This is a genomic window from Streptococcus infantis (genome assembly GCF_047460405.1).
GTDB classification, from domain to species: Bacteria; Bacillota; Bacilli; order Lactobacillales; family Streptococcaceae; genus Streptococcus; species Streptococcus infantis_Q.
This window is the reverse complement of record NZ_JASHGH010000007.1, coordinates 56119-75611: the sequence shown is the minus strand read 5'-3', so window position 1 is coordinate 75611 and position 19493 is coordinate 56119. Positions and strand designations below refer to the sequence as shown.

Genomic DNA, 19493 nt, shown 5'->3' with positions numbered 1-19493 from the left:
TATGACAATTTACAATATAAATTTAGGAATCGGCTGGGCCAGCAGTGGTGTTGAATATGCCCAAGCTTACCGTGCAGGTATTTTTCGCAGCCTAAATCTGCCGTCAAAGTTTATCTTTACAGACATGATTTTGGGTGATAATATCCAGCACTTAACCGCAAATATCGGTTTTGATGATGATCAGGTCATCTGGCTTTACACTCACTTCACAGACATCAAGATTGCACCGACCAGTGTGACGGTAGATGATGTTTTGGCTTACTTTGAAGGTGTAGAAAGCCGTCGTGAACGAAATGGGAAAATTGAACGAATCTTCTTCTCAGATGAGGACAAGTTTATCACTTGTTATTTGGTAGATGAGGAAAAAGATTTTGTCCAACATGTGGAGTATGTGTATGCTGGTAAGTTAATCCGCAAGGATTACTTCTCTTACACACGCTACTGCACAGAGTATTTTGCTCCTAAAGATAATGTAGCGACACTCTACCAAAGAACCTTCTACAATGAAGATGGGACTCCAGCTTATGAGATGTTCATGAATCAAGGGACCGAGGAAGTCTACCGTTTCAAGGATCGAATCTTATACGGGAAACCCGCCTTGCTCCGTTATTTCATGCAGACACTTGGGTTAAGTAAATCAGATCTAGTAATTTTAGATCGTGAGACAGGGATTGGTCAGGTTGTTTTTGAGGAAGCGCAAGCGGCGCATCTAGCGGTAGTTGTTCATGCGGAGCATTACAGTGAAAATGCGACCAATGATGATTATATCCTTTGGAACAACTATTATGACTACCAGTTTACCAATGCAGATAAGGTCGATCTCTTTATCGTTTCAACGGATCGTCAAAAGGAAGTTCTAGAGCAACAGTTTGCTCACTATACCTCGCATGCACCTAAGATTGTGACCATTCCAGTTGGAAGTGTTGACCAATTAACAAAACCACAAGAGAGCCGTAAGCCATTTTCTCTTATTACAGCTTCGCGTCTAGCCAAGGAAAAACACATTGATTGGCTCGTGAAGGCTGTGATTGAGGCTCATAAGGAATTGCCAGAATTAACCTTTGATATCTACGGTAGTGGTGGCGAAGAAAGACGTCTTCATGAGATTATCGCTGCAGGTCATGCAGAAGAGTATATTAAACTCAAGGGCCATGCAGAACTTTCCCAAATCTATTCACAGTATGAAGTTTATCTAACCGCTTCTACCAGTGAAGGCTTTGGGTTGACACTCATGGAAGCAATTGGATCAGGCCTGCCATTGATTGGTTTTGATGTTCCTTATGGAAATCAAACCTTCATCGAAGATGGTGAAAATGGTTACTTGATTCCAAGTTCATCTGACCATGTCGAAGATGAAATCAAGAAAGCTTATGCAGAAAAAATCTGCCAACTGTATTTGGAAAATCGTTTGGATAGTATGAGAGAAAAATCCTACCAGATAGCCGAGAAGTTCTTGACTCAAGAGATTTTGAACAAATGGGAAAATACAATCAAGGAGGTAGTGGATGATTCAGTTATTTGATGTATATAATCAAGAAAGCCAAGATTTGCACTATAGTCTGACTGAAGCAGGACTGTCTGATTTGGCTGTGGTTATTGAACCCGATGGATTTTTGCCAGATGGAGTTGTCTCACCTTTCACCTATTATTTGGGTTATGATAGCGGTAAACCCTTGTATTTTAACCAAGTTCCTGTACCAGACTTTTGGGAGATTGCTGGGAATAATCAATTTGGAACCATCAATGACCTTAATCAAGAACGAGCAGTGATTCATTTTGCAGCTGGTTTACAGGCTCGTTTGGTGAAAAAAGTCGAATGGAAAACACCAGCAGGTCGCATCTTCCAAGTAGATCACTACAATCGTTTTGGAGCTTGCTTTGCTAAGACGACCTTTGATGCTTCTGGCCAAGCTATTATGACTTCTTATCGGAACGTAGATCAAAAAGAAGTTATTTTGGAAAACCATGTCACAGGTGATATTCTGTTAACCTTGGAAGGGCAAGGCTTGCGCCATTTTTCTGGTCGAGTGGCCTTTATCATAGACTTCTTACAAGGTTTGAAAGTGAATCTAGACCACCTTCTCTTTAATACCCTATCTACATCGTTTTTGACTTCCTTCCATTTCCCAGACAAATCAGGTCAGGATATTCTAGTTTGGCAAGAACCACTACATGATGATATACCAGGAAATATGCAATTGATTTTGGAGAATGACCAACTTCGTGCTAAGACCATTATCATTCCAGATTATGCGACTTATGAACGCGCTCTGCAATTGACGGATGCAAAATTCCATCATAAGTTTAGTCACTTAGGCTATCATTATCACTTTAAGCGTGATAATTTTGTTCGACCTGATGCCCTAATAGTGACCAATTCGGATCAACTAGAGCAAGTTGAAAAATTGGTGGAGAGTTTACCAAGGGTCACTTTCCGAATCGCGGCAGTGACAGAGATGTCATCCAAGTTGCTGGATATGCTCCGCTATCCCAATGTCGTACTCTATCAAAATGCTAGTCCTCAAAAGATTCAGGACCTTTATCAGTTATCAGATATCTACTTGGATATCAACTATGGTAATGAATTGCTCCAGGCTGTTCGACAGGCCTTTGAACACAACCAACTGGTCCTAGCTTTTGAAGAAACTGCCCATAACCGTCGCTATACAGCTCCAAGTCATATTTTCGCTAAGGAAGCAGTGGACGGCATGATTCAAACTATTGAATTAGCTCTTTCTAACGTTAAGGAGATGGGACGAGCTCTTGGAGAACAGGGTTACCATGCCAATTATGTGGATCCAATTATGTATCAGGAGCGGATGGAAACCATTTTAGGAGAAAGCCATGACTAAAAAAGATCTATTTTATCAGGATGTTGAAGGTCGCATGGAAGAGATGAAACAAGAACCCATCAAAAAAGAAAAATCTACACGTGGTGAAAAAATCAGTAAAACATTCTCTTTCTTGTTGGGGTTAGTTATCTTGATTGGTTTATTATTTACTTTGATAGGACTTTTGAGGTAGTTAAATGACTGAATTATTGATAATTTTAACCATTATTTTAGCTATTGCCTTAATCATCCTTGTGACCATTCAACCAAGACAAACTCAAATTTTTTCTATGGATGCAACTAGTAATATCGGAAAGCCCAGCTATTGGCAAAGCAATACGCTTGTTAAAGTTCTAACTTTGCTCGTTAGCTTAGCCTTATTTGTGATGCTACTCCTCTTTATGGCCTTAACGTTTTCATGATCTATATTTTTTAAAGAGACAATGCTTGATTTTAATAGTGAAGATTTAAAGAAATTTAAGTTTGAGGAGAAAATTTTAAGAAAACTTTTAGGAATCTAGCTTATACTATAAGCATAAGTTAAGAAGACCTTAACTTTAACTCCTAAAAATTTTTCATAATAATCTCCCTATAAAATAAAGTCGCCCAATCAGGCGGCTTATTTTTGTACTAATACTCAATGAAAATCAAAGAGCAAACTAGGAAGCTAGCCGCAGGCTGTATTTGAGTACGGCAAGGGGACGATGACGTGGTTTGAATTTGATTTTCGAAGAGTATAAGATTAAGCTTATTCATGGTATAATAGTGCTATGAGATTAGATAAATTTTTAGTTACCTGCGCCGTAGGAAGTCGGACAGAGGTTAAAAACTTTCTAAAAGCTGGGCGTGTGATGGTCAATGGTAAAAAGGAAAAATCTGCCAAGCTACAAATCAATGAAGAGACAGACGAGATTTGTTTTGACGGGCAAAAGCTAGAGTACGAGGAGTTTGTCTACTACATGATGAACAAGCCTCAGGGCGTTATCTCAGCGACTGAAGATCCTAAACACAAGACAGTCTTGGATTTAATGGGTGACTATGCACGTGCTAAGGAAGTTTTCCCAGTAGGGCGCTTGGATATCGATACGCATGGACTTCTACTCTTGACCAATGATGGCAAGCTGGCTCATGCTCTTCTTTCACCAAAACGCCATGTGGATAAAACCTATCTTGCGCAAGTCGATGGAATCATGACGGATGAAGATATTGAGACATTTGCCAAGGGAATTCCGCTCAAGGACTTTATCTGTCAGCCTGCAATACTGGAGCTTGTGTTTATTGATAGAGAAAAAAACCAAAGTTTGGTTCGAGTGACCATTGCAGAAGGGAAATTCCACCAGGTTAAACGCATGGTAGCCTACTGTGGCAAGGAAGTGGTGGACTTGAAACGTCTGACCATGGGAACTTTGACCTTGGATGAAAATCTGAAACGTGGGGAATGGCGTCGTTTGACCACAGAGGAATTAGAAAACTTGCTCGAAAGTGTTGGGTAACCTGTGTAATCTTTGAAAAAGGTGAGGAAAATATCCTTGCCTTTTTCGATTTTTGGTTGCTTCCTTTGTGAAAAGCGTTATAATAGACTGTAGAATAAAAGGAGGATTTTATGAACGCGATTCAAGAATCATTTACAGATAAATTATTTGCCAACTATGAAGCAAATGTTAAATATCAAGCTATCGAAAATGCTGCTAGCCATAATGGGATTTTTGCAGCCCTTGAGCGTCGTCAAAGCCATGTAGATAACACCCCTGTTTTCTCACTTGATTTGACAAAGGACAAGGTCACTAACCAGAAGGCTTCTGGTCGTTGCTGGATGTTTGCGGCCCTCAATACTTTCCGCCACAAACTCATCTCTCAATACAAACTTGAAAACTTTGAATTGTCACAAGCCCACACCTTCTTCTGGGACAAGTATGAAAAATCAAACTGGTTCTTGGAGCAAGTCATTGAGACTGCAGACCAAGAATTGACAAGCCGCAAGGTTAGCTTCCTACTCCAAACTCCACAACAAGATGGTGGTCAATGGGATATGGTTGTGGCTCTCTTTGAGAAATATGGTGTCGTTCCTAAGTCTGTTTATCCAGAGTCTGTTTCATCTAGCAGTAGCCGTGAGCTCAATGCAATCCTTAACAAATTGCTTCGTCAAGACGCTCAAATCTTGCGTGACCTCTTGGCTTCAGGTGCTGACCAAGCGACTGTTCAAGCTAAGAAAGAAGACCTCTTGCAAGAAATCTTTAACTTCCTTGCTATGTCACTAGGACTTCCACCACGTCAATTTGACTTTGCTTATCGTGATAAGGACAACAACTACCAAAGCGAAAAAGGCATCACTCCACAAGAGTTTTACAAGAAATATGTCGACCTTCCATTAGAAGACTACGTTTCTGTGATCAATGCTCCAACTGCTGACAAACCTTACGGTAAATCTTACACAGTTGAGATGTTGGGAAATGTCGTTGGAAGCCGTGCAGTTCGCTACATCAACGTACCGATGGAACGTTTGAAAGAATTGGCGATTGCCCAAATGCAAACAGGAGAAACTGTTTGGTTTGGTTCAGATGTTGGCCAGCTCAGCAACCGTAAAGCCGGAATCCTTGCGACAGATGTTTATGATTTTGAATCAAGCATGGATATTCAACTCACTCAAGACAAGGCTGGACGTTTGGACTACAGCGAAAGCTTGATGACCCACGCTATGGTCTTGACAGGTGTTGATCTGGATGAAAATGGCAAATCAGTCAAATGGAAAGTTGAAAACTCATGGGGAGACAAGGTTGGAACAGATGGTTACTTTGTTGCCTCAGACGCTTGGATGGACGAATACACTTACCAAATCGTTGTTCGCAAAGAATTGCTAACAGCAGAAGAACGAGCTGCTTATGAAGCAGAACCAATCGTCCTTGCACCATGGGATCCAATGGGTGCCTTGGCAGAATAAATGAGATATAAAAAGAACGGTTCTATAATTTTTAGGGTTGATGGAAATTTTCCACCAACCCTATTTTAGTGTATACAAAAAGGCCAACATCCATTATATTAAAAGCGCTGAAACCTAAAACAAAAGGATGATGACCATATGAACAATATACTAGAAGCTACACTACAAATCAAAGATAAAAACATTATTTGGGATAATAAAGTTCAAGAGAAGATATTTAAAAAGAGAAAATCTTTTGACTTACTTGCCATATATTCAAAATACTTGTGAGTATCCAACTAGAACAAATGGCCCTATTGAAGGAATAAATAATAAAATAAAAGTGCTTAAAAGAAATGCCTACGGCTTTAGAAACTATTACCATTTTAGAAATAGGATTATTTTAATAACAAAAATGTTTGGCCCAAAACAAAAAGGAATTAAGCAACAATTAGTTGCTTAATCCCTTCCTAAATTTCTTCATCAACACTATTTACCAAAGAGCCCTTTTTTAGTGCTCAAAATAGCACTCAATTTTAAATGGATTTGGTGTTCAAAAAATATAATCAAATGCAACAAACTAATTTCATTTTTAATAGGCACAATTAATTTTAGAAGATAGTACGAAAAAATATTGACTATTTTCTTTAGAATGTGTAAAATTTAGATAGATTATTTAAAGTGAGGTTTTTTTATCTTGTCTATATTAAAGAAGAAAGTTAATATGTTTAGTGTACTATTGAATGTGGTATTAATAGCTATTATAGCTATTGGAGTGCTATTTTTCTTACCTAAGGAACATAAATCAGAAGTCAAATCGTCAATTAATATCGAAAGTATTGAAAAAGTGAATGAAGTTGTATTTTTGAATGCGGGAATTAATGAAATTATTTCTGAAACAAAAACAACTCAAGTTTTTGGGTTTGATGTGCCGTTCTCTAAAAAAGCAGCATTAGTAATTTTAAATTATAAAGCTAAATTTGGAATTAAAAGTAGTGTAAAGGTTGAACAAATAAGCGAAAAAGAATATAAGGTTATTGTTCCAAAATTGGAAGTAATTGGTGTTGAACTTTCAAAAGATAATCCTTATGATTTATATGATAGTCATGGAGAGTTATTAAGTGGAACTACAGAAGATATTGATACTGGGAAATTGGTCGCTAACCAACTTTCTAGTGATAAACAAGCAGAGTATTTAGATAAATTTAAGAGTGAAATTAAAGAATCTGCAATCAATTATTATAAAACAATATTTTCTTCAATGGATTCTGAAGTAAAAGTAACTATAGAATTTACAGAATAATTTTTGAAATACAAAACCCTGGCCATCTCTGGTCAGGGTTTTGTGTGGTTCTATAATTTTTAGGGTTGATGGAAATTTTCCACCAACCCTATTTTAGTGTATACAAAAAGGCCAACATCCATTATATTAAAAGCGCTGAAACCTAAAACAAAAGAATGATGACCATATGAACAATATACTAGAAGCTACACTACAAATCAAAGATGCACACAATGAAGGTGTTACATTCCATTTCTTAGAGAATATTAAAGAAGTATTGCGTGATGAGAGTGGGAAAGTAACTGGTGTAAAGGTTATTACAATGGAACTTGGTGAATCAGATGAAAGTGGAAGAAGATCAACGCATGAAGTGGCAGGTAGTGAACATATTATTCCATGTGACCTTGTCGTTGCAGCAATTGAACAAAAGTAGACTTTAGTGTTCTAGATGAAAGGTAAAAATTTGACTTTCGGTCAACATCAGAATACAATAGAAATGAACTAATAACAGGGGATGCATATTTAGGTCCTCAATCTATCGCAACCGCAATTAAAGGCGGGTGAGAAGTTGCGACAGAAGTACATGAATCGTTTAAAGAAAACACATAAATAACTTGTGGTGCCTTTCGTTTTTTTACTGGGAAAATTAAGGAACTATAGTTATAAATCCTTAAAGATATTAATATATTAACATGTGTATATTTATGGGAAGATTAAATAGAAATATTTGATATTAGCAAGAATATCTACATCCTATAACAATACAAGTATTAATATATTCATAAAATATTAGGAGGAGAAATAATGAACAAGAAACTATTATCAGGCTTATGTGCAGCAGTACTCTTATAAGGTTTAGTAGGATGCGGACCTAAGGAGTCAAAACAAAATACCACAACAAGTACTTCTACAATAGAAACAAAAAATAACACAACAAATAACTCTGAAGTAACAGAGAAGAACTTCAAAGACTTCCCAGAGACAGATGAAAAGTACTTCACATATGATGAATGGCAAGAAGGTTATGTCATCTATAGTTGTACTTCTGACGATAAGGTTGTTCGTGTACCAAAGGAAATTAAAGGTAAACCTGTTATCGCAATTGGAGAACGTGGTCTTGCGAACTTGAAACATTGTGAGGCAATCGTTTTACCAGATACAGTACGATATATTGGAAAAGGTGCGTTTACGATTGACAATAAGTTAAAGTATGTCCACTTTGGTAAGTCAATAGAAACAGTAGAAGATGATGTTTTCAACTCTGATAGTTCATTAGAATCAGTTGTATTCCCAGAAGGAACAAAGAGTATTGGAACATTAGTATTTTGGGGGACATCATCAATTAAATCTATTACAATTCCAGCAAGTGTAACAGAAATTACAGAATACTTCTATTTTGTGGATAACTGTAACCCAGATGTAGAAATCCATACACCTAAGGGATCAAAGGCAGAAGAAGTAGCTAAAGCAATGCAACTTAAAGTAGTAAATGACTAAAGGGGAATAGTATGAACAAAAAATTACTATCAGGCTTAGGGACTGACCCCAAAAAGTGAGAATTTAATAAAAACACCCTAGGGCTACCGTCTTCGGTATTCAACCGGAGACAGGTAGTCCAATTTTTGTTGGATTCTTTTTTCATTAGGTTCTTCATCAACACTATTTGACAAAGAGCCAAAAGAATCAGGTGATAAACCTGATTCTTTTTTTGTTTGTACATTCTCACCAAGATTACATGATACCGAAGAAACGAGCTGCGATACCAACTACAAAGAGGGCAAGAATGATTGTGATTGGAGATACTTTTTTCTTAAGCAACCACATGCAAAGGAAAGTAAGGAGAAGTCCCATCAATCCTGGAATCAATGAGTTCAACTGACCTTGAAGCGTTTGTGGTTGAACGCTATCTAGGCTCAATCCGCTAAGTGCTTGGCCGAGGATTCCCTTCAATTCTCCACCTGTAACAGGACCTTCTGGGAAGACGATGTAGGCACCTTCTGACAATTGTTTACCTGGAAGGTTGATAGTGAAGTTGATTGATACCCAACGTTGTACAAGAACGGCAAGGATGAACATACCAAGGATAGAAGCTCCTTTAGTGATGTCTTTCAAGATACCACCTGACATATCTTTAGTGATTTCAGATCCAGCCTTGTAACCAAACTCTTGTGTATACCATAGGAAAGACATACGGATTGCATTCCATCCAAAGAAGAAGAGAAGTGGACCAACGATGTTACCAGTTGCAGCAAGTGATGCACCAAGGGCACCAAGGATAGGACGAACTGTAAACCAGAAGACTGGGTCACCGATACCAGCAAGAGGTCCCATCATACCGATCTTAACACCTTGGATAGCAGCGTCATCGATTTCAGTACCGTTTGCGCGTTCTTCTTCAAGTGCAAGAGTAACCCCCATGATTGGGGCAGCTACGTATGGGTGAGTGTTGAAGAACTCGAGGTGACGCTCAAGAGCAGCAGCTTGGTCTTCTTTTTTAGTGTAAAGTTTCTTGATAGCTGGGATCAAAGAGTAAGCCCAACCCAAGTTTTGCATACGTTCGTAGTTCCAAGAACCTTGAAGGAATTGTGAACGCCACCAAACTTTTTGGCGATCTGATTTTGATAATTGAATTTTTTCAGCCATGATTGTTCCCCTTTCTAGTAGTCTTCTAGGATATCACCGATTGGATCGTTAGAAGTTGCAGCTCCTCCTCCGCCGTTTCCACCTTGTTTAGAAAGGTTGAGGTAGATGAAGGCAAGGGCAACACCGATGACACCAAGGGCAATCAAAGTCAATTGAGAGATTGCTGCAAGAGCAAAACCGATAGCGAAGAATGGCCATACTTCACGAGTAGCCATCATGTTGATAACCAATGCGTAACCAACGGCAACGACCATAGCACCACCGACAGCCATACCACCTTTAAGCCATTCTGGCATAAGGTTCAATACGCTTTGAACGGCTTCAGTTGGCATTGCAAGCAAGAGTGCAGCTGGGATAGCAATACGTAGACCTTGAAGAGCGAGGGCAAAGTAGTGAGCGCGTTCAACAGCTGTAATGTTTCCTTCTTTAGCAGCAGCGTCAGCAGTGTGAACCAAACCAACTGAGATTGTACGAACAATCATAGTCAAGAAAAGTCCAGCTACGGCAAGAGGTATTGCAGTAGCAGTTGCGACTGCGATACCTTCAGTAGTAAAGTTACCACCTTTAATCATGATGATTGCAGCGGCAACAGAGGCAAGGGCAGCGTCAGGAGCAACGGCAGCACCGATGTTTGCCCAACCAAGGGCGATCATTTGAAGTGATCCACCAAGCATAACCCCTGCTTCAAGGTTACCTGTGACAAGACCGATAAGGGTACATGCGACGATTGGTTGATGGAATTGGAATTGGTCGAGGATACCTTCAAGACCTGCGAAGAAGGCAACAACTACAACCAAGATAGCAGAAATGAATGAAATATCTGACATGGTTTTATTCCTTTTCTATTTAATGTTAATTATTGAACGTTAGCTTTGCTAATCAAGTCAAACAAATCTTTTTTAGTGTCGTTTGGTACTTTACGTACATCAAATTCAACGCCAAGGTCGCGCATTTTTTCAAATGTAGCAACGTCGTCTTTGTCCATTGACAATACGTTATTGACCATTGTTTTACCAGTTGAGTGAGCCATTGAACCAACGTTAAGAGTCTTGATTGGCACACCGCCTTCGATAGCACGAAGGGCATCTTGAGGTGTTTCAAACAAGATAAGGGCGTGTGTTTCACCAAAACGAGGGTCTTTTGCAACCTCAATCAATTTTTTGATTGGTACAACGTTAGCCTTCACTCCGTTAGGAGCTGCTTGTTTGATCAATTCTTTACGAAGATCGTCGTTAGCTACGTTATCTGAAGCAACGATGATACGGTTAGCTTTTGAATCTGGTGTCCAAGCAGTTGCGACTTGTCCATGAAGAAGACGTGTGTCAAGACGAGCAAGATTGATTTTCAATTTACCGTCTCCGATAACAGTTCCTTCTGGGATGGCAGCTTGGGCTACAGGAGCAGCTGCAGCAGTTGCAACTTCCTCAGCTGGGTTTATCTCTTCTGGTAGAGCCTTGATGCCATCTTTGGCTTCTTTAATGATGTTCGCAGCGACTTTATCCACTCCAGCATTAGCATCCATAAGGCGCTCTGTGTAGGCTTGGATCAACATCGGCAAGTTAAGTCCTGTGATGATGGCAAATTTACGCTCAGGATTTTCTCCCATTACGCGGCTTGCTTGGTTAAATGGAGAACCACTCCAAAGGTCAGCCAAGACTAGAACCTCATCTTCTGCGTCAAATGCAGCCACAGCATTGTTGAATTTTGCGTATAAATCATCTGGACCTTCGTTTGGCATAAAGGTTACAACTTGAACCTTTTCTTGTTCACCAAAGATCATAGATCCTGACTGATGAATACCAGCGGCAAATTCACCGTGGCTCGCAATAATGATTCCGATACTCATTATTGTCATTCCTCCTTATAAAATGTTTGACTCGTAGTTTAAGAAAACTTTAAGACTCCTTAAGTATAAATCGTTTTCAGAAAAAAAGCAACTAATTATAATAAAGAGTGAAAAAAATCTCAAAGCTTTATCTTTACAGATATTGATATATAAACTTTTTGTAAAATCGTCTATAAAATGGTAAAAAAATTTAATATAAAAAATGGGTGGGCAGAGGTCGATGAATTAACTCACGACTTTCTAGTCCGGGTCCCTGATGTTTCAACAATCCGCTGTTTGCTTGTAGAATTTGTCTAGAAAAATGACGTTTTCTTCACTAGTGCTCTTGGGCGTCTAAAAAATGCCCCAGGTCCAATTAGTTGTCGTATCAAAATTTTATTGCTAAAAAAACGAGGTAGGATCTTCTGTCCCTACCTCGTTTTGGCATTTATTATTTATCTTAATGGGTAAAGTCTAGAACCATACGACCTTGGATGGTACCGGCAGCCATTTCATCAAAGACAGCAATGGCATCTTCGACAGGGCGTTTTTGAACGATTGGTACAACCAGACCTTCAGCACCAAATTGGAAGGCTTCTTCCAAATCTTTACGTGTTCCAACAAGGGAACCGATGACTTGGATACCATCAAGAACTGTTTTGACGATGCTAAGGTCCATCATTTCAGATGGGAGACCGACAGCTATTACACGACCGCCTGCACGAACAGAGTCAACTGCTTGGTTAAAGGCAACTTTTGATACAGCTGTTACGACAGCTGAGTGAGCACCACCGTTTGTCTTTTCTTTGATAAGGCCTGGGACATCTTCGACTTCAAGACCGTTAATCACGATATCTGCACCAACTTCTTTAGCTAGGGCAAGTTTATCATTGTTAATGTCAACTGCGATAACGTGAGCGTTAAACACTTTTTTAGCGTATTGAACAGCCAAGTTACCAAGACCTCCAGCACCATAGAGTACAACCCATTGACCTGGCTCAACTTTTGCTTCTTTGATAGCCTTGTAGGTAGTAACACCGGCACAAGTGATTGAAGAAGCTTGGGCTGGATCGAGACCCTCTGGAACCTTAACGGCATAATCTGCAGTTACGATACATTGTTCTGCCATACCACCATCTACTGAGTAGCCAGCATTTTTTACTGTACGGCAAAGAGTTTCGCGCCCAGTTGTACAGTATTCACACATACCACAGCCTTCAAAAAACCAAGCTACGCTGACACGGTCACCAACTTTTAGGCTTTTAACATCAGGAGCAACTTCTTTGACGATACCGATACCTTCGTGACCGAGAACGCGTCCTGGAACTTTTCCAAAGTCACCATGGGCAACGTGGAGGTCTGTGTGGCAAACACCACAGTACTCAACTTCTACAAGAGCTTCCCCAGTTTCGAGCGGACGGAGCACTTTTTCTTCAATAGCAACACCAGTGCTTTCTGGATTTACAACAACAGCTTTCATAGCTATCCTCCTTGATGATTCGTTGAGGTGCAGAGGAAAAGGGGCTTGGCTTGAGAGGTTTTCAAGTGAAGTCGAATTTGAACCGCCCTCTTATTTACTTATATGTGAAGTATATCACGATATTTACTATAGTACAATGGTTTTGAGGTAAAAAACCATGTAATCGCTTAACCGGTTGATAAGACTGTGAAAATTGAACAAATAAGATTGATGCATTGGCGAGTAAATACCTATAAACGCTAGAAAAGTTGACTTTATATCGCCTCTTGAAGGTTTTCAGCAATTTTTCTGAGTTCTTTCTCGAGGGGATTTTGGTATAATATAGAAAGCAATTGATCTTTCTAGTAAGAGAATTTAGAGTGAGAGGTATCTATGTCCCCTTCTATTCAGATATTGAAAAGCCGTTATTTAAAAAATATCAAAGAAAATCCAGACCTCTATATTGGGATTGAGTTGGAGTTTCCTATCGTTCAAGTAAATGGGCAAGCTACCGATATTGAAGTCAGCAAAGAATTGATGCACTTTTTGGTTGGTGTTCTCGGTCTGGAAGTTGAAAAGGAAGACCAGGATGGCAATCCAATTCAACTTGTAGAACCAAAGAGTCAGGATCGGATTCTGTTTGAGGTTTCCTACACGACCTTGGAGTTTGCCTTTGGCAGAGCCCAGAAAATCCAAGAGGTCCAAGGACGATTTCAAGCTTATATGAAGGTTATTCAGGAAAAACTAGGCGAAAAGGATCATGCTATCCAGGGCTGGGGGATTCATCCAAGCTGGGATCAGAATGACAATCGCCCTGTGGCTTATCCACGCTACCAGATGCTGATGGCTTATCTGCAGATGGGAAGTCGCCAAGAGAGTGCTGATTTGTATGACTTTCCCCAATATGGAGCCTTTATCTGTGGGAGTCAAGTTCAGTTGGACGTATCGACTGCTAACTACCTACGTGTCATCAATGCTTTCACTCAGCTTGAGGCAGCCAAAGCTTTCTTATTTGCCAATTCTGAGTTTTCAGGAGCAGACTGGGATACTCAGATTTCACGAGATATCTTTTGGGAAGACTCCATGCATGGGATTTATCCAGAGAATGTTGGTGTCAATGCCAGACTCTTCAAAGATGAGGATGATTTCTTTGATTATCTCGACCGCTCTGCGATTTTTACAGCAGAACGAGATGGGGAAACCTACTATTTTTCTCCGATTCGGGCTAGAGATTACCTAGCTACTGAGGAAGTTTCGGCCTATACTCTAAATGGAAAAGAAACTCTGCTTGTTCCTCAAGAGAAGGATTTTCAAACGCACCGTAGTTACCAATATCAAGACTTAACAACTCGAGGGACGGTCGAATTTCGTAGTGTTTGTACGCAACCACTAGACCGCACTTTTGCGTCGGCTGCCTTTCATCTAGGTTTGCTGGTGAATCTAGACAAGCTTGAAACATACCTAGAAACAGCACCTTTCTTTGAGAGATTTGGTCGTGACTACAAATCTTTGAGACGCCAGTTTTCTAAGAAACAGCTTTCAGATGAGGAAACAGCTGGAATTGTTCAATTCTCAAAAGACTTACTAGCTATAGCAGAGCAAGGTCTTGAAATGAGAGGTCAGCAAGAAATGACCTATTTAGAGCCTTTGAAAGAAAAAATGACTCTATAATTTTCTTATAAAGGAAGAATTTTCTGAAAAATCATGTTATAATGGATGAGACTATAGATAAAGGATAGAGATTTATGACATTAGTTTATCAATCAACGCGAGACGCAAAAAATACCGTAACAGCCAGCCAAGCGATTTTGCAAGGTTTGGCAACAGATGGAGGTTTGTTTACTCCGGTTAGTTATCCAAAGGTAGATTTGGATTTTGACACATTAAAGGACGCTTCTTACCAAGAAGTAGCCAAGCTTGTTTTGTCAGCCTTCTTGGATGACTTTACAGCAGAGGAGTTGGACTACTGTATTACCAACGCCTACGATAGCAAGTTTGATACTCCAGCCATTGCTCCTCTTGTCAAACTTGATGGTCAATACAACTTGGAACTCTTCCATGGTTCAACCATTGCTTTTAAAGACATGGCCTTGTCTATCTTGCCATACTTTATGACAACGGCAGCTAAGAAACATGGCTTGGAAAACAAGATTGTCATTTTGACAGCGACATCTGGGGACACTGGGAAAGCTGCTATGGCAGGATTTGCGGATGTTCCTGGAACTGAAATTATCGTCTTTTATCCAAAAGATGGTGTCAGCAAGGTACAAGAGTTGCAAATGACCACTCAAACTGGTGACAACACTCATGTTATCGCTATTGATGGAAACTTTGACGATGCTCAGACTAATGTGAAGCATATGTTCAATGATGTGGCCCTTCGTGAAAAATTAGCAGCTAACAAGTTGCAATTTTCATCAGCCAACTCTATGAATATCGGCCGTTTGGTACCACAGATTGTCTATTATGTGTATGCTTACGCTCAGCTTGTTAAAACTGGCGAGATTAAGGCTGGTGACAAGGTCAACTTCACCGTTCCGACAGGAAACTTTGGAAATATCTTGGCTGCCTTTTACGCTAAGCAAATCGGTCTACCAGTTGGTAAGTTGATCTGTGCTTCAAATGACAACAATGTTTTGACAGACTTCTTTAAAACTCGTGTTTATGACAAGAAGCGTGAGTTTAAGGTAACCACTAGCCCATCTATGGATATCTTGGTCTCTTCAAACTTGGAGCGCTTGATTTTCCACCTTTTGGGTAATGATGCGGTTAAGACAGCTGAACTCATGAATGCTTTGAATAACCAAGGTCAATATGAGTTGACTGATTTTGATGCAGAGATTTTGGACCTCTTTGCAGCTGAGTATGCGACTGAAGCGGAAACAGCAGCAGAAATCAAGCGTGTTTATCAAACAGATGCCTACATTGAGGATCCACATACAGCGGTTGCCTCAGCTGTTTATAAAAAATACCAAGCTGCTACAGGTGATGTGACTAAGACCGTGATTGCATCAACTGCTAGTCCATACAAGTTCCCAGTGGTTGCAGTAGAAGCTGTAACAGGGAAATCAGGTTTGAGCGATTTTGAAGCCTTGGCTCAATTACACGAAATCTCAGGAGTAGCAGTGCCACCAGCAGTTGATGGCCTCGAAACAGCTCCAGTTCGTCACAAGACAACTGTTGCAGCAGCAGAGATGCAGACTGCAGTAGAATCTTATCTAGGACTTTAAAACAGAGGAAGTAAACTCGGTTGGGCAACTAACTGAGTTTCTTTTCATCAGGAGGAAGGATTGTTTAAGAAAAATAAAGACATTCTCAACATAGCTCTGCCAGCCATGGGTGAAAATTTCTTGCAGATGCTCATGGGAATGGTGGACAGCTATCTGGTAGCCCATCTAGGTTTGATAGCCATTTCGGGTGTATCTGTAGCGGGCAATATTATCACCATTTACCAGGCAATTTTTATTGCTCTAGGAGCTGCGATTTCCAGTGTCATTTCCAAAAGTTTGGGGCAGAAGGACCAGTCTAGACTAGCCTACCATGTGACAGAAGCGCTCAAGATAACCTTGCTTTTGAGCTTGATTTTAGGGTTCTTGTCCATCTTTGCTGGTCAAGAGATGATTGGTCTTTTGGGGACAGAAGCGGCTGTGGCCGAGAGTGGTGGACTATACCTAGCTTTGGTCGGTGGGACAATTGTCCTCTTGGGCTTGATGACTAGTTTGGGTGTCTTGATTCGCGCCACCCATAATCCGCGCCTTCCCCTTTATGTGAGTCTTTTATCCAATGCCTTGAATATTCTCTTTTCAAGTCTAGCTATTTTTGTTCTTGATATGGGCATAGCTGGTGTTGCTTGGGGGACCATCCTATCTCGTTTAATCGGGGTTGTGATTTTGTGGTCACAATTAAAACTTCCATATACGAGACCAAGGTTTGGACTGGACAAAGACTTACTGACTTTGGCTTTACCTGCAGCGGGAGAGCGTCTCATGATGCGAGCTGGAGATGTGGTTATTATTGCTTTGGTTGTTTCTTTCGGAACTGAAGCCGTCGCAGGGAATGCTATTGGTGAAGTCTTGACTCAGTTTAACTATATGCCCGCCTTTGGAGTCGCAACGGCAACAGTTATGCAGGTGGCTCGAGCAGTTGGAGAAAATGATTGGGCAAGGGTTGACAAGCTCAGTAAGCAAACTTTTTACTTGTCTCTCTTTCTCATGTTGCCCTTAACACTTAGTATCTATGCTCTGGGAACGCCACTGAGTTATCTCTATACCAGTGATCCTGTGGCTATTGAAGCCAGTGTTTTGGTGACGCTGTTCTCTCTACTGGGAACTCCGATGACGACGGGAACAGTCATTTATACTGCTGTCTGGCAGGGTTTGGGAAATGCACGCCTCCCCTTTTATGCGACAAGTATCGGGATGTGGTGTATCCGTATCGGAACAGGGTATCTGATGGGAATTTTTCTTGGTTGGGGCTTGCCTGGTATTTGGGCAGGAACACTTTTGGATAATGGTTTCCGTTGGATTTTCCTACGCTATCGTTATAAGCAATATATCTCTTTGAAAGGATGACATATGAAAAAAATTGGATTTATCTGGGATTTAGATGGAACTTTATTGGACTCTTATGAGGCTATTTTATCAGGAATCGAAGAGACTTTTGCCCAGTTTGACATTCCTTATGATAAGGCTGAGGTTCGTGCCTTTATTCTACAAACTTCCGTTCAAGATCTGTTGGAAAAGGTGGGAGAAGAAAGAGGCTTGGATGCTGATATGCTCAATCAGGTTCGTGCTCAGAGTTTGGCTGAGAAGAATGCTCAAGTGGTTCTGATGCAAGGGGCGCGTGAAATCTTAGCTTGGGCAGACCAGCAAGGAATTGAGCAGTTTGTTTATACCCATAAAGGGGACAATGCTTTTACAATTTTGGAAAATTTGGGTTTGGCCCACTATTTCACAGAAATTTTAACCAATCAAAGTGGCTTTTCTCGGAAGCCTAGTCCAGAAGCTGCGATTTATCTTCTAGATAAGTATGAACTAGATCCTCAGCAAACTTATTATATCGGTGATCGGACTTTGGATATCGAATTTGCTCAAAATAGTGGGATTCAGAGTATCAATTTTCTTGCCTCACCTGTACCTTGTAATCAACAGATAGAGCATTTAGAAGACATTAGCTCGCTTTCCTTCTAGAATTTTCTTCAAGAAGAATGTGTCAGCCTGATGACAAGAAACTAACAAACTATTTCAAGTAATGTAATTTGTTACAACGAATGTACAGTTCTGTTAAATAGCCCCAAAAGGGCTTTTTTTCTATTTTCTTTGTGTTATGATAGACAGGTACTACATTTGAAAAGGAGTTTGATAGTATGAAGAAAAGAATTATTTTAGCATCAACAGTAGCCTTGTCCCTTGCCCCTGTATTGGCAACTCAAGCAGAAGAACTAGTATGGACAGCGCGTAGTGTTGAGCAAATTCAAAACGATGTTACCAAGAGTGAGAATAAAACAAGCTATACGATTCAGTATGGTGATACCTTAAGTACCATTGCCGAAGCTTTGGGAGTGGATGTGACCGTTCTTGCTAACTTGAACAAGATCAGCAATATTGATTTGATCTTCCCTGAGACAGTCCTTACAACAACTGTCAATGAAAAAGAAGAAGTGACAGAGGTTGAAATTCAAACCCCTGATACAGTTCAAGGTGGCGAAGTTACAACTGCAACAGCAGATTTGACAACCAACCAAGTCACTGTAGACGACCAAACTGTACAGGTTGAAGATTTAACTCAACCAGTTGCAGAAACAACTGTAGCTGAGCCAGTGGCAGAAGCAACAACAGAAGCTGTTACAGAAGTTGTAGCACCGGTAGAAGAGTCAGTAGTAGAAGCCACTACTGAAGTTGCAACACCAGCAGAAGGATCTGCAGCAGAAACAACAACAGGAGCCGTTGCAGAAGTTTCAGCACCAGTGGAAGAGCCGGTCGCAGAAACACCTGTAGTGGAAGAAACGACTACAACAGAAGCACCAGTTACAGAGACTGTAACAGAGACTCAATCAGCACCATCAACTTATCAAGCTGAAGCAAGCCAAGGTTCATCAGCAACTTATGCAGCACCAGTAGCACCTGATTATGCAAGTATTGCAGCTTCAAAATCAGAAAATGCAGGTCTTCAACCACAAACTGCGGCCTTTAAAGAAGAAATTGCCAACTTATTCGGCATTACATCCTTTAGTGGCTACCGTCCAGGAGATAGCGGAGACCACGGAAAAGGCCTTGCTATTGACTTTATGGTTCCAGTAAGCTCAGCTCTTGGAGACCAAATTGCAGATTATGCGATCCAGAACATGGCGACTCGTGGAATTAACTATATCATCTGGAAACAACGTTTCTACGCACCATACCCAAGTAAATATGGACCGGCTTACACTTGGAATCCAATGCCAGATCGTGGAAGCATTACAGAAAACCACTATGACCACGTTCACGTATCGATGAACTAAGAATAATAAGAGGTTGGGAACTTGAGTTTCCGCTTCT

At 40.4% G+C, this 19493-nt stretch carries 18 protein-coding genes and 1 pseudogene; 15 read left to right on the top strand and 4 right to left on the bottom strand.

Annotated features, from left to right (window positions below):
* Position 1: 1 nt before the first annotated feature.
* The 10 genes and pseudogenes from gtfA to QM928_RS04690 all read left to right on the top strand — a co-directional run bounded on the left by gtfA (position 2) and on the right by QM928_RS04690 (position 8527).
* A complete protein-coding gene (gene gtfA, locus QM928_RS04735; protein ID WP_414276360.1) occupies positions 2-1522 on the top strand; it encodes an accessory Sec system glycosyltransferase GtfA in 1521 nt (506 codons plus the stop codon).
* Complete coding sequence (gtfB, locus tag QM928_RS04730; RefSeq protein ID WP_281335719.1) at positions 1506-2852, top strand: accessory Sec system glycosylation chaperone GtfB; 1347 nt, start codon at positions 1506-1508, stop codon at positions 2850-2852. Before gtfA ends, gtfB begins: the two co-directional genes overlap by 17 nt.
* Entirely contained in the window at positions 2845-3024 is a 180-nt protein-coding gene (gene asp4 / locus QM928_RS04725; RefSeq protein WP_311522962.1) for an accessory Sec system protein Asp4, read from the top strand. The genes gtfB and asp4 overlap by 8 nt, the downstream gene beginning before the upstream one ends.
* A gap of 4 nt (positions 3025-3028) precedes the next feature.
* Positions 3029-3253, top strand: coding sequence for an accessory Sec system protein Asp5 (asp5, locus tag QM928_RS04720; RefSeq protein WP_075230877.1), 225 nt, complete (start codon positions 3029-3031; stop codon positions 3251-3253).
* A 348-nt stretch (positions 3254-3601) separates the two neighbouring features.
* Positions 3602-4324 (top strand): pseudouridine synthase, encoded by a 723-nt coding sequence (locus QM928_RS04715; protein WP_414294628.1) that lies wholly within the window; start codon positions 3602-3604, stop codon positions 4322-4324.
* Between the two features lie 110 nt (positions 4325-4434).
* Positions 4435-5769 (top strand): aminopeptidase C, encoded by a 1335-nt coding sequence (pepC, locus tag QM928_RS04710; protein ID WP_414294627.1) that lies wholly within the window; start codon positions 4435-4437, stop codon positions 5767-5769.
* Between the two features lie 232 nt (positions 5770-6001).
* Positions 6002-6211: pseudogene (locus tag QM928_RS04705) on the top strand (transposase); the annotation flags it as partial.
* A gap of 261 nt (positions 6212-6472) precedes the next feature.
* Positions 6473-7051 (top strand): DUF4230 domain-containing protein, encoded by a 579-nt coding sequence (locus QM928_RS04700; protein WP_000493216.1) that lies wholly within the window; start codon positions 6473-6475, stop codon positions 7049-7051.
* A gap of 166 nt (positions 7052-7217) precedes the next feature.
* Positions 7218-7463: a hypothetical protein gene (locus tag QM928_RS04695; RefSeq protein ID WP_004238875.1), complete on the top strand. Its 246-nt coding sequence runs from the start codon at positions 7218-7220 to the stop codon at positions 7461-7463.
* A 644-nt stretch (positions 7464-8107) separates the two neighbouring features.
* Positions 8108-8527 (top strand): leucine-rich repeat domain-containing protein, encoded by a 420-nt coding sequence (locus QM928_RS04690; RefSeq protein WP_223339927.1) that lies wholly within the window; start codon positions 8108-8110, stop codon positions 8525-8527.
* A 234-nt stretch (positions 8528-8761) separates the two neighbouring features.
* Here QM928_RS04690 and QM928_RS04685 read toward each other — a convergent pair whose 3' ends face one another.
* The 4 genes from QM928_RS04685 to adhP form a co-directional block, all read right to left on the bottom strand.
* Positions 8762-9673, bottom strand: a complete 912-nt coding sequence (locus QM928_RS04685) for a PTS system mannose/fructose/sorbose family transporter subunit IID (RefSeq protein WP_045763029.1) — start codon at positions 9671-9673, stop codon at positions 8762-8764.
* Positions 9674-9687: 14 nt separating this feature from the next.
* Positions 9688-10500, bottom strand: coding sequence for a PTS mannose/fructose/sorbose transporter subunit IIC (locus QM928_RS04680; RefSeq protein WP_060955180.1), 813 nt, complete (start codon positions 10498-10500; stop codon positions 9688-9690).
* 29 nt (positions 10501-10529) lie between these two features.
* A complete protein-coding gene (locus tag QM928_RS04675) occupies positions 10530-11519 on the bottom strand; it encodes a PTS sugar transporter subunit IIB (protein ID WP_248035889.1) in 990 nt (329 codons plus the stop codon).
* 439 nt (positions 11520-11958) lie between these two features.
* Complete coding sequence (gene adhP / locus QM928_RS04670; protein WP_414294626.1) at positions 11959-12978, bottom strand: alcohol dehydrogenase AdhP; 1020 nt, start codon at positions 12976-12978, stop codon at positions 11959-11961.
* A gap of 372 nt (positions 12979-13350) precedes the next feature.
* Between adhP and QM928_RS04665 the strand changes: the two genes are divergently transcribed.
* From QM928_RS04665 to QM928_RS04645, 5 genes are all read left to right on the top strand, one after another.
* Complete coding sequence (locus tag QM928_RS04665) at positions 13351-14628, top strand: gamma-glutamylcysteine synthetase (protein WP_414285414.1); 1278 nt, start codon at positions 13351-13353, stop codon at positions 14626-14628.
* 74 nt (positions 14629-14702) lie between these two features.
* Positions 14703-16187 carry a threonine synthase gene (gene thrC / locus QM928_RS04660; RefSeq protein WP_414276366.1) on the top strand — a complete coding sequence of 495 codons (1485 nt, stop codon included), beginning with the start codon at positions 14703-14705 and terminating at the stop codon, positions 16185-16187.
* 60 nt (positions 16188-16247) lie between these two features.
* A complete protein-coding gene (locus QM928_RS04655; protein ID WP_414276367.1) occupies positions 16248-17528 on the top strand; it encodes an MATE family efflux transporter in 1281 nt (426 codons plus the stop codon).
* A gap of 3 nt (positions 17529-17531) precedes the next feature.
* On the top strand, positions 17532-18146 hold the full coding sequence (locus tag QM928_RS04650; RefSeq protein WP_414285413.1) for an HAD-IA family hydrolase: 615 nt from the start codon (positions 17532-17534) through the stop codon (positions 18144-18146).
* 176 nt (positions 18147-18322) lie between these two features.
* A complete protein-coding gene (locus QM928_RS04645; RefSeq protein ID WP_414276369.1) occupies positions 18323-19456 on the top strand; it encodes a LysM peptidoglycan-binding domain-containing protein in 1134 nt (377 codons plus the stop codon).
* Positions 19457-19493 lie beyond the last annotated feature (37 nt).